Annotated in this window: 10 protein-coding genes; 9 read left to right on the top strand and 1 reads right to left on the bottom strand. The window is 60.1% G+C overall.

Annotated elements, in window-relative coordinates; genetic code table 11:
• Positions 1–159: 159 nt before the first annotated feature.
• The 3 genes from J7E41_RS08290 to J7E41_RS08280 are packed head-to-tail and all read left to right on the top strand — an operon-like array spanning position 160 to position 1876.
• Positions 160–1080 (top strand): arginase, encoded by a 921-nt coding sequence (locus J7E41_RS08290; protein WP_214991614.1) that lies wholly within the window; start codon positions 160–162, stop codon positions 1078–1080.
• The gene (locus J7E41_RS08285; RefSeq protein ID WP_214991612.1) at positions 1077–1457 is read left to right on the top strand and encodes a transporter; all 381 of its coding nucleotides are present in this window, start codon (positions 1077–1079) and stop codon (positions 1455–1457) included. Before J7E41_RS08290 ends, J7E41_RS08285 begins: the two co-directional genes overlap by 4 nt.
• On the top strand, positions 1454–1876 hold the full coding sequence (locus tag J7E41_RS08280) for an EamA family transporter (RefSeq protein WP_214991610.1): 423 nt from the start codon (positions 1454–1456) through the stop codon (positions 1874–1876). The genes J7E41_RS08285 and J7E41_RS08280 overlap by 4 nt, the downstream gene beginning before the upstream one ends.
• A 478-nt stretch (positions 1877–2354) precedes the next feature.
• Here J7E41_RS08280 and J7E41_RS08275 read toward each other — a convergent pair whose 3' ends face one another.
• Positions 2355–3125: a MipA/OmpV family protein gene (locus J7E41_RS08275; protein ID WP_214991608.1), complete on the bottom strand. Its 771-nt coding sequence runs from the start codon at positions 3123–3125 to the stop codon at positions 2355–2357.
• Between the two features lie 228 nt (positions 3126–3353).
• On the opposite strand from J7E41_RS08275, the gene J7E41_RS08270 reads away from it, so the two are divergent.
• The 6 genes from J7E41_RS08270 to J7E41_RS08245 all read left to right on the top strand — a co-directional run bounded on the left by J7E41_RS08270 (position 3354) and on the right by J7E41_RS08245 (position 10740).
• Complete coding sequence (locus J7E41_RS08270) at positions 3354–4058, top strand: MtnX-like HAD-IB family phosphatase (protein ID WP_214991606.1); 705 nt, start codon at positions 3354–3356, stop codon at positions 4056–4058.
• A complete protein-coding gene (locus J7E41_RS08265; RefSeq protein ID WP_214991604.1) occupies positions 4051–5445 on the top strand; it encodes an aspartate aminotransferase family protein in 1395 nt (464 codons plus the stop codon). The genes J7E41_RS08270 and J7E41_RS08265 overlap by 8 nt, the downstream gene beginning before the upstream one ends.
• Positions 5442–6302: an alpha/beta hydrolase gene (locus J7E41_RS08260; RefSeq protein WP_214991602.1), complete on the top strand. Its 861-nt coding sequence runs from the start codon at positions 5442–5444 to the stop codon at positions 6300–6302. Before J7E41_RS08265 ends, J7E41_RS08260 begins: the two co-directional genes overlap by 4 nt.
• Before the next feature lie 148 nt (positions 6303–6450).
• Positions 6451–7575 (top strand): GNAT family N-acetyltransferase, encoded by a 1125-nt coding sequence (locus tag J7E41_RS08255; protein ID WP_214991600.1) that lies wholly within the window; start codon positions 6451–6453, stop codon positions 7573–7575.
• Positions 7575–9353, top strand: a complete 1779-nt coding sequence (locus J7E41_RS08250) for a sensor histidine kinase (protein ID WP_214991598.1) — start codon at positions 7575–7577, stop codon at positions 9351–9353. Before J7E41_RS08255 ends, J7E41_RS08250 begins: the two co-directional genes overlap by 1 nt.
• Positions 9343–10740: a sigma-54-dependent transcriptional regulator gene (locus tag J7E41_RS08245; protein WP_214991597.1), complete on the top strand. Its 1398-nt coding sequence runs from the start codon at positions 9343–9345 to the stop codon at positions 10738–10740. Before J7E41_RS08250 ends, J7E41_RS08245 begins: the two co-directional genes overlap by 11 nt.
• The last annotated feature ends 103 nt before the right edge of the window (positions 10741–10843 follow it).

The following is a 10843-nucleotide window of genomic DNA, read 5'->3' as shown; positions in this document are numbered from 1 at the left end:
AAGCCCGCTCCCACATTTTTGATCTTCGGTGTTCTCCATAGCAGCGTTTGCTTCACCTCTGGCCCGTCCCTTGCATTCACCCCCTAAAGCCCATTCGGCCGGCGTTCATGAGTGATGAAGCCGGTGTCTGGAGGGCGCTGCCAGGGGGGAAATATTTCCTTGAACATTCTTGACCTCGACCACAGCCTCACGGCCCAGGCTCCGATTGCCCGGCGTCTTGCCAGCGGCTTTGCCACGCGCATGGACCTGCTGGACCTGGGCCCTAAACTGCGCCTGTGGTCCACCGAAAAAACCTACAAGCGTTTTGCCGAACGCCTGGCCCAGCGGCCGCGGCCCACAGGGGCGCGTCCGGAAATCTTCTTTGTCGGGTCCGGCGATTACCATCACCTGACTCCGGCTTTTCTCGCTGACCTCAAAGAACCCATCAGCCTGATCCACTTCGATAACCACCCCGACTGGGTCCGTTTTGCGCCGCGTCGACACTGCGGCTCGTGGGTCAACCGGGCGCTGAAAATGCCGGCCATCAAGCGCATCGTCACGCTCGGGCCGTGCAGCGATGATTTGCACAACCCACAACTGCGCGGCGGCAATCTCGGTGCCCTGAAACGCGGGGATTTGCAGCTGTTTCCCTGGCAGCACCCGCCGTCGAAAGTCTGGGGGCGGGTCGGCGATGGCGCAGGCCATGAGCAACAGGAAGACCATCTGCATTGGCGCAACCTGGCCGAGCTGGACTGGGCCGCGTTTCTGACGCAGATGATCGCCAGCCTGCCCACCGAGGCGATCTGGATCACCATCGACAAGGACGTGCTCGCCAGCGAAGACGCCGCCACCAACTGGGATCAGGGCGGCATGCGCTTGACTCACTTGCTGCAGGCCCTGCGGGCACTGGCGGCGAGCAAGCGGATCATCGGCATCGACGTGTGCGGCGAATTTGCCCAGCCGGCCTTCAGTAATGCGCTCAAACGCTGGGAAGCCAAGTCTGACCAACCCCCCGCCGAACGCTGGAGCGATGAAGACTTGCTGCGCAATTCGGCGACCAACGAAGCGTTGATCAATCTGTTTGAGGAGCTGTTCCCGTGACCCTGACTGTGGTGCTGTTGGTGGCCTTTTCCATCGTGCTCGATGTGATCGGTCAACTGTGTTTCAAATTGGGCCTGGATCGCCTGCCGGAACTGGAGGGCGGTTTTCGCCTGAATGCATTCTGGGGTCAGGTGTTCAATGCACCTTTGCTGTGGGCGGGTATCGCCGCCTACGCCATTGAGTTTTTCGTCTGGCTCGAAGCCTTGTCCCGCGCGCCCCTGAGCCTGCTGTTTCCGGCAGCGGCGCTGGCGTATTGCGGCGTGGTGTTTGCCGGCAAGGTGGTGCTCGGGGAAACCGTCAGCCGCCGTCGCTGGCTGGGTACTTTCGTGATCACGGCCGGCGTCATGCTGGTGGCTATTTCAGGGGCGCAAGCATGAACTCAGAGAATATTTCCATGAGCCCCGCTCGCCCCGAGGGCTGGTTGCACGGGCGCCTGGGCACCGTGGTGTTGTGGGCGTTGCTGATTGGCACCGAAAGTGCCGGGCAATTGTTCACCAAGGTGGCCGGCGATCAACTGGGGCAGATGGACTTCACCCTGCAATGGTTGTGGGATGTGGCGAGAAACCCGGGAATCCTGGCGGCCATCGGCAGCTATATCGGCGCGTTCTTTGTATGGATGCTGATTTTGCGCCGCAGCAGCCTGTCCCTGGCGTTTCCGCTGAGTTCATTGGTGTTTGTGGTGGTGTTGCTCGGTTCCTGGCTGGGCCTGGGTGAGCACATCAGCTTTCTGCACTGGGTGGGCGTGGCGGTGATTATTGGCGGGATTGCGTTGTTGGCTGAAGGCGAAGAGAACTGATCGGTAGCGGCTACACGGATGTGTCGATCACCTGTAGCCGCTGGCGCAGCCTGCGATCGGCTGCGCAGCAGTCGTTAGTGTCTTGAAACCGCTGAAGGTCCTTCGGCCCTTATCGCAGCCTCATTCTTCGGCAGCGGCTACAGGCCGTGTCGATCATCTGTAGCCGCTGGCGCAGCCTGCGATCGGCTGCGCAGCAGTCGTCAGTCTCTTGAAACCGCCGAAGGTCCTTCGGCCCTTATCGCAGCCTCATTCTTCGGCAGCGGCTACAGGCCGTGTCGATCATCTGTAGCCGCTGGCGCAGCCTGCGATCGGCTGCGTAGCAGTCGTTAGTGTCTTGAAACCGCTGAAGGTCCTTCGGCCCTTATCGCAGCCTCATTCTTCGGCAGCGGCTACAGGCCGTGTCGATCACCTGTAGCCGCTGGCGCAGCCTGCGATCGGCTGCGCAGCAGTCGTCAGGGTGTAAAAAAAACGGTGTACTTCAGTCGAATGTGTAGCTGATCGCCGTCTGCACCTGCCCTTGGTTCACATCCCCGGTCTGCTTGACGATGCTGCTGTCTGCCGCCGAGCCCACCAGGTGTACCCAACTGGCACTGGTCAGCAGCGACCAATTGGGGGCCAGTGGAAATTCGAAGCTCTGGGTCAACGTCAGGTTCTGGAAGCCGCCGCTGGCGTTGTAGGGGCGAAAGCCGGACGCCGCGGACTCGTTAGCGTCGACGCCAAAATAGGTCTGGGTCTGGCGTCCATCGGCAAAGTGCGCCATCAGGCCGCTGCTGCCGATGATCCCGCCGCCCAGTGGGTAACCCAGTTCGCCGCCGACCTTGCCCAGCACGCCACTTTGATCATGACCGCCGCCGACGGCCCGACCCACCTGGGCGTAGACCCGCCAGAAGTCGGCTGGTGCGTATTGGATAAAGCCGCCGATCTCGGCCATGTTCGACACGTTGCGCAAGCCTCGCAGCGAACCGTTGGCGGTGCGCCCCGGCAAGTAATTGATGTAGGGGCCGGCGGTGAAACCATTGGTGTTGAGGGCGCTCCAGGTCAAGCCGTCGTCGGTACCAAGACTGACATCTCCCCAATCCAGGTCGAAATACGGAACAGGCACCGTTTCATAACGGCTGCCGGTGGGATCGTGGGGCTGATAACTGATACCCAGGCCTGCTTCACCGGTAATCCCGTCCGCCATTGCGGTGACTGAAACGCCCCACAGGCCAAGCAGGCCGGCGAATACAGCAGAGGTAACCCTGAACATGGAACATTTCCTTATCTGAACATGCGCGCATGAACGCGCGAAGGGCGCTACCTGCGCAAGCACTCATCTTGTTTGTAGCAAGCTACAAAAATTGTAGCTGTTTACGACATATTCAAAAGTAAAAGCCCTGCGAGCCCCGTGTTATCGGGGGTTGGCGCACTTGGCACACTCCATGCTCTATCCCTCTGCAAGCGCAACAGCGCGTTCCTACCCAATAGGTAAATGCAGATGATCCACTGGCATATCGTGTGTGACTTCGACGGGACCATCACCCCTACCGATGTCATCGACAACGTCCTCCAACGCTTCGCCGGCCCCGAGTGGGAAACCATCGAACAGGAATGGCTGGACGGGCAAATCGGTTCCCGCGAATGCCTGAGCCGCCAATTGGCCCTGATCAAGGCGACTCCGGCCGAACTGCTGGCGTACTTCGACAGCGTTGAAATCGACCCCGACTTCCCGGACTTCGTCGATCACGTCATCGGCCTGGGAGCTTCCATCGAAGTGGTCAGCGATGGCATCGAGCAAGGTATTGCGCGGATTCTGTCGCGCAACTACGTGACTTTGCTGCCGATCCTCGCCAACCGCCTGCGTCAGGTTGACCAGAACAGCTGGCGCATCGATTTCCCGTATTCCAGCGATGCCTGCCGTGCCGCGTCCGGTAACTGCAAGTGCAAGTCCACCCCGCGCAACAAGCGCGTGTTGGTGATCGGCGATGGCAAGTCCGACATGTGCGTGGCTTCCACCGCCGACTTCGTCTTCGCCAAAGGCAGCCTGGCCGAGTACTGCGAAACCCACAACATCCCCTACGCGCGCTTCGACACTTTTGCCGAAGTGCCTGCGCTGCTGGCCCAACTGCCTCAAGGCATGGCCGCCAACGCCACCTCTTTCAATACTTCTTCTGATAATCAGGAACTCTTCCACCATGTCTGATATCCGCATCGCTACCGCAGAAGACCAGGTTCTTCTGGATAAAGAAGCCAAGTACTGCTCCTACGGCGACACCGTTCACTACATTGATCCTCCGCGCATTTTCAGCCGTTGCGAAGGCTCCTATGTCTGGGACACCGAAGACCAGGCTTACCTCGACCTGCAAATGTGGTACTCGGCCGTTAACTTCGGTTACGCCAACCCGCGCCTGAACAACGCGCTGAAACAGCAGATCGACACCCTGCCGCAAATCGCCAGCCAGTACCTGCACAAAGGCAAGATCGAGCTGTCGGAAATGATCGCAGTCGACGCCAAGAACAAGTTCGGTCTCGACGGTCGCGTGCACTTCAACGTCGGTGGTTCGCAGTCCATCGAAGACTCCCTGAAAGTGGTGCGTAACGCTTCCAACGGCAAGAGCCTGATGTTCGCCTTCGAAGGCGGCTACCACGGTCGTACCCTCGGCGCGTCGTCGATCACGTCCAGCTTCCGCTATCGCCGCCGCTACGGCCACTTTGGCGAACGCGCCAACTTCATCCCGTTCCCGTACCACTTCCGTGGCCCGAAAGGCATGAGCAAGGAAGAGTACGGCAGCCACTGCGTGCAGCAGTTCGCTCGTTTGTTCGAGACTGAATACAACGGCGTGTGGGACCCAAAAACCAATCAGTGTGAATACGCAGCCTTCTACGTCGAGCCGATCCAGGGCACCGGCGGTTACGTGATCCCGCCGATGAACTTCTACAGCGAGCTCAAGCACGTCCTTGACCAGCACGGCATCCTGATGGTTTGCGACGAAATCCAGATGGGCTTCTGGCGTACCGGCAAGCTGTGGTCGATCGAACACTTCGATGTCAAACCCGACGTGATCGTTTTCGGTAAGGCACTGACCAACGGCCTGAACCCGCTGGGCGGTATCTGGGCCCGTGAAGAGCTGATCAACCCGAAAATCTTCCCGCCTGGCTCCACTCACTCCACCTTCGCGTCCAACCCGTTGGGTACTGCGGTAGGCCTGGAAATGTTCAAGATGACCAGCGAAGTCGACTACGGCGCGATGGTCATGGCCAAGGGCAAATACTTCCTGGCCGGCCTGCAAGAGCTGCAAAAGCGCTTCCCGATCATCGGCGACGTCGACGGCCTGGGCCTGGCTCTGCGCTGCGAAATCTGCACCGCTGACGGCTTCACTCCGGACAAGGCGACCCTGGACTACATGGTCGAGGAAGGCATGAAGGGCGACATGGTAGTTGATGGCCAGAAACTCGGTCTGATCCTCGACGTGGGCGGCTACTACAAGAACGTGATCACCCTGGCACCGTCGCTGGAAATCAGCTACCCGGAAATCGACCTGGGCCTGAAGCTGCTCGAGCAACTGCTGGTGCGGGCGACCAAGCGGTGAACCAGCACGGGATCGACCTCGGTGAAGGTGATGCCGGCTTCGTTCTCGGCGAAGGGCCGGTGGGGATTCTGTTGATCCACGGCCTGACCGGCACCCCGACGGAACTCCGTCGGGTGGCCCAGGGCCTGGCCAAGGTGGGTAATTGCACGGTGTACGTGCCGACGCTGGCCGGGCACTGCGGGGACAACAGCGACCTGCAAGCCACCGGCTGGCTGGACTGGTACGAAGGTGTGCGCAAAACGTTCGTCGGCGTGCGCCAACGGCATGAGCAAGTGTTTGTCGGTGGTTTGTCCATGGGTGCGGTCATGTCGATGTACCTGGCTTCGGAGTTTCCCGGCCAGGTCACCGGCTTGCTGATGTACTCCACGACGTTGAAGTACGACGGCTGGAGCATCAACAAGCTGGCGTTCCTGACGCCATTGCTGATGAAGATTCCATTCGGCGTGCACATCTGCAGCTTCGAGGAAAAACCTCCCTATGGCATCAAGAACGAGCGCCTGCGGGCGATCGTCGAGCGGCAGATGAAGGAAGGGGAGAGCAGCCAGGCCGGTTTGTTGACCATGGAGGGCGTGACGGTGCGCGAGTTGCACCGCATGAACGCCGTGGTCAAGAAGCGCATGCCGTCGATCAAGACCCCGGCGTTGGTGCTGCATTCCATCGAGGACGACATCACCAGCCGCTGGAACGCCGATTACGTGGAACGTCATCTTGGCGGGCCGGTGACCAAGATCCTGTTGGACAACTGCTACCACATGATCACCGTCGACCTGCAATACCGTCGGGTGATCGAGTTGAGCGCCGACTTTGTCCAGCAACACGCAACGATCGTGAACGAAAACCTGTATTGCGTGGCCTGATATGGCTCTCTGTAGGAGCGAGCTTGCTCGCGAAAAACGTGAACGAAAACGCGGGTTGCCTGGCTTTTCTCAGTGCGTGCTTCGCGAGCAAGAGCTAGGCGTCCCCCTCGCTCCTACACGGAGTTGTACAGAATCAAAGGGAGATGTTGTGATTACCGCCCGAGCCTTTTCGACCATCGGTGCTATCGAACGCAGTGCCTGGAACGACTGCTTTCCGGCTGCCCTGGAGGATTGGGACTATTACCTGGCCGTGGAAAAAGCGGCCATTGATGATTTTCAGTGGCGTTACCTGGCGGTATTCGAGGGCGAAACGCTGGTGGCGGTTGCCCCGGCGTTTATCACCCATTACCGCCTCGACACCACCGTGTCGGGCATCGGCAAGCGCTTTACCGAGCGCCTGGAGCGACTGTGGCCGGGTGTTTTTCAATTGGGTCTGTACGCCATCGGCTCGCCGGTGGCCGAGCAGTGCGACGCGGGTACTGCCAGCCATATTCCCGAGTCCCGGCGCCAGGCGTTACTTGAACAATTGCTCCAGGCCGCACGCCGGGATGCCGATGACTTCGGCATTGGCCTGTTGGCGGTGAAAGACGCGCCGAGCAACGACGAACATTGGGCCAACAGTTGCCAGGCGGCGGGCTTTCAAAGTATGCCCAGCCTGCCATCGGCGCTGTTGCCCATCCCTTTTGGTTCAGTGGACGCCTACCTGGGTTCCCTGGGCAAATCCACCCGCAAGGATCTGCGCCGCAAGTTGCGCGCGCCAGGCCCGAGGGTGGAGTGGCGACGCACTATCGATGACGTGCTGCCAGAGATCATGCGGTTGTATGAAGCCACCCTGGAACGCGCCGACCTGCAATTCGAGCGTCTGCCGAGCGGGTATTTCACCGGTATCCTCGAACAGTTGGGAGAGCGTGCGGTCTGTGTTCTGTACTGGGTGGACGAGCAACTGGTGGCGTTCAACCTGATCCTGCTGAACCAGGATCGGTTGATCGACAAATTCTTCGCCCATGACCTGGCCCGCAGCCGCGAGTACAACCTGTACTTTCGCAGTTGGCTGACCAACGTCGACTACTGTATTCAGAACAATATTGCGCGGTATGAGTGTGGTCAGGCCGGGTATGCCAGTAAACTGCGTCTGGGCTGCCAGTTCGAGGGTAATAGTGTGTTTTTCCGCCATCGCAATTGGTTGCTCAACACGCTGCTTAAAGTCGTAAAAGTGTTTATTCGTCCGGATCGATCCGACCCCGCCATGGCTGCTGCGATAAGCGAAACCTGATGATCACCAAGACCCGCCAAAAAGCCCGCCCCTTTGCCATTTCGCGTTGGAGCGTCCAGCGCAAGTTGGTCCTGGCGTTCTGGCTGGTCAGCGTCATTCCGACCATGATTGCCGCTGAGCTGGCGGCCACGACTCTGTCGCAGATTTTCGACAGCAACGTGCGTATCTGGCTGCAAGAGTCGACCAAGATCGTCAAGGATGAGATCAGTGAAATCCTGCGGGATAACGCCCGCGCCGCGCAGTTGTTCCTGCGCTATACCCGGTCGCCGTCGTCCCCTAGCGCCGCCAGGCACGACAAGCTGACTGCCGACATTGCCGACGCCATCGGTATCGATGTGGTGGCGTTGATTCGCACCAGCGATCACAAGGTGGTGTTTACCACCGCGTCCGATGATGTGGTCGGGCAAATCAGCCTGGCACCCAACGCGGTGCTGCAAACCCTGAAAGTCGGTGGCGTGCCGACCGGCGCAGTGATTTCTGCCTTTGAGACTGAACAGGAAGGTGTCGACTACCAGTTGGTGATTGCCACCTACCTGGACAGCAGTTTCCTTACCAGCGTCGCCGACGTGCACTCCCTGGACTTGCGCCTGTATCTGGCCAACGCGGATGATTTCTCGGAAATCTTCTCCACCCAGCGTTTCGAGGACCACCCCAGCAAGGTCCCGGAGCACATCGAAACCCTGATGCGCTCCACCAAGCAGCCCAGCGAGCAATTCACCAACAACTACAGCGGCCTGTACTGGCCGATCTTCAATGATACGGGCGACCTGCAAGGGGTGATTTTCAGTGGTTTGCTGCGCCACACCAGCCTGGTGGGACTGGTCAATCAGAGCAATTTGTTTGTGCTGATATTTTTGCTCAGTTCGGCGTTGTCCCTCAGCGTCGGCTGGTGGGTGTCCAAGCGCCTGACTCACCCACTGCGCAATATGTCTGAAGGGGTGCGGGCGGTGATTTCCGGTAATTATCAACATCGGGTGCCGGTCAGTGGCGGTGATGAGCTGGCCGAGCTGGGCAGCACGTTCAACCACATGACCGAACGCCTGGGCGAACTGCATCACCTGGAGGCCCAGTTGCGCCGTCGCGACCGGCTGCACGCCCTGGGTGAAGTCGCGATGGGCCTGGCCCACGAAATTCGCAACCCGCTGGGCATCATCAAGACGGCCACCCAGTTGTTGCACCGCCGGGTCGATCTGCCGGAAACCGACAAGCGTCACCTGGAATACGTGATCAGCGAAGTCAGCCGGATCAACGACCTGATCACCGAGTTCCTCGACTTCGCCAAACCCAGTGCCCCCCTGCGTACTCGGCAACTGGCGCGGCCGCTGGTGGAGGATATTCTCGGTTTCTGTGGCCCGGAGCTGTCCACCCACAACATCAATGCGAAAATCGATGACCGCGCGCCCGGTGCGACGATCTACGCGGATGCCAAGCAATTCAAACAGGCGTGCCTCAATTTGATTCTCAACGCCATCGATGCGATGCCAGACGGCGGTTGCCTGACCCTGGGCATCGGCACGGAGGGAGAAAACACCGTGATCACCATCGCCGATACCGGCCAGGGTATTGCGGCGGACATGATCGAGCGCATCTTTACGCCATTCGTCACCACCAAGGCCTCGGGCACTGGCCTGGGCCTGGCCAAAGTCTTCTCGATCATGGAAAGTCATGACGGCAGTATCGAATGTGCCAGCGAGAAAGATGCCGGCGCCACCTTCAGCCTGTACATTCCGGCTAACGGTGAAGACGACGGTTTTGATGAGGATGGTGATGACACATAACGTATTGGTGGTCGACGACGAGCCCAAGCTGTGTTACCTGCTCTCCTCGGCCTTGAGCCAGAGCGGCATCCAGGTGTTCACGGCGGGCAACGGCTTGCACGCGCTCAAGGTGCTGGAACAGGAAGACATCGACCTGGTGATCAGCGACTGGCGTATGCCTGGCATGGATGGCCCGGCGCTGTTGGCGGAAATCAAAGTGCGTTACCCGCAGTTGCCGGTGATTGTCATGACGGCCTACAGCACCGTGAAAAACGCCGTGCAATCGATGCGTAACGGCGCCTATGACTACATCGCCAAGCCCTTCGATATCGATGAGCTGGACATCACCGTGGCCAAGGCATTGCAGTTTCGCGACATCATGCGCGACAACGCGCGGATGCGCGCCGAACTGGACGAGCATGCCCAGTTCGACAGCCTGGTGGGCGATAGTCCGGCCTTCCGGCGGGTGTTGCAGGCGGTGGATTCGGTGCGTGACAGCAACGCGACCATCCTGCTGACCGGCGAAAGCGGCACCGGCAAGGAAATGGTCGCCCGGGCTATCCACAAACATGGCAACCGCGCCGACCGGCCTTTTGTGGCGGTCAACTGCGCGGCCATTCCCGAGGGTTTGCTGGAAAGCGAGATGTTTGGCCATCGCAAGGGCGCCTTTACCGGCGCCGTGGCGGATCGGGTCGGGCGTTTCATGCAGGCCGACAAGGGCACGCTGTTCCTCGATGAAGTGGGCGATATGCCCCTGGCATTGCAGGCGAAAATCCTGCGCGCGCTGCAGGAGCGGGTGATCGAGCCGGTGGGCGATCCGCGCGAGCGCAAGGTGGATGTACGGGTGATCGCCGCCACCAACAAGAACTTGCTGGAGGCGGTGGCCAACAAGGAGTTCCGCGAGGACCTCTACTACCGCCTCAACGTCTTCCCGATCCCCCTGCCGGCCCTGCGCGAGCGCGTGGAAGATATCGCGCCCCTGGCCCGGCACTTTGCCCAGACCTTGAGCGCCACCACCGGCAAACGCATCACCGGCTTCAGTCCGGAGGCGTTACAGGCCATGGCGGCCTACGGCTGGCCGGGCAATATCCGCGAACTGCAGAACTGCGTGGAACGGGCGACCATCGTGGCCGCCAGTGCGGTGATCGAGGACATTGATCTGCCGGCATATCTGTTTGCTTCTCGTCCGACAGACAGCAGCGTGGGGGCGGTTCTCAGCGAAGGGCCGGGCGTGCCTCAAGACCTGGATGCGGCGTTGGCCGAGGTGGAAAAGGCCTACATTCTGGCGGCGTTGCAGGAGAGCAACGGCGTGCAGGCGGCGGCAGCCCAGAAGATCGGGATTTCCGAGCGCAGCTTCTGGTATCGGTTGAAGAAGTTGGGGATTCAGGTGGAAAAGATCATTCGCTGAATCTTGGCGACGATGATCTCCTGTGGGAGCTGTCGAGCTTTAGCGAGGCTGCGATGGGATCGCTGCGGTCTGACAGGTGCACCGAGGTGATCCCATCGCAGCC

It is taken from the genome of Pseudomonas fluorescens, assembly GCF_018614655.1.
Lineage (GTDB): Bacteria > Pseudomonadota > Gammaproteobacteria > Pseudomonadales > Pseudomonadaceae > Aquipseudomonas > Aquipseudomonas fluorescens_BX.
Note: the sequence above shows the minus strand (reverse complement) of the source record. Positions and strands in the feature narration are given on the sequence as shown.

Excerpts from the sequence above, each read along its gene's own strand:
- J7E41_RS08275 (WP_214991608.1), bottom strand. The coding sequence starts at position 3,125 with ATGTTCAGGGTTACCTCTGCTGTATTCGCCGGCCTGCTTGGCCTGTGG.
- J7E41_RS08270 (WP_214991606.1), top strand. The coding sequence starts at position 3,354 with ATGATCCACTGGCATATCGTGTGTGACTTCGACGGGACCATCACCCCT.
- J7E41_RS08250 (WP_214991598.1), top strand. The coding sequence starts at position 7,575 with ATGATCACCAAGACCCGCCAAAAAGCCCGCCCCTTTGCCATTTCGCGT.
- J7E41_RS08265 (WP_214991604.1), top strand. The coding sequence starts at position 4,051 with ATGTCTGATATCCGCATCGCTACCGCAGAAGACCAGGTTCTTCTGGAT.
- J7E41_RS08280 (WP_214991610.1), top strand. The coding sequence starts at position 1,454 with ATGAACTCAGAGAATATTTCCATGAGCCCCGCTCGCCCCGAGGGCTGG.
- J7E41_RS08245 (WP_214991597.1), top strand. The coding sequence starts at position 9,343 with ATGACACATAACGTATTGGTGGTCGACGACGAGCCCAAGCTGTGTTAC.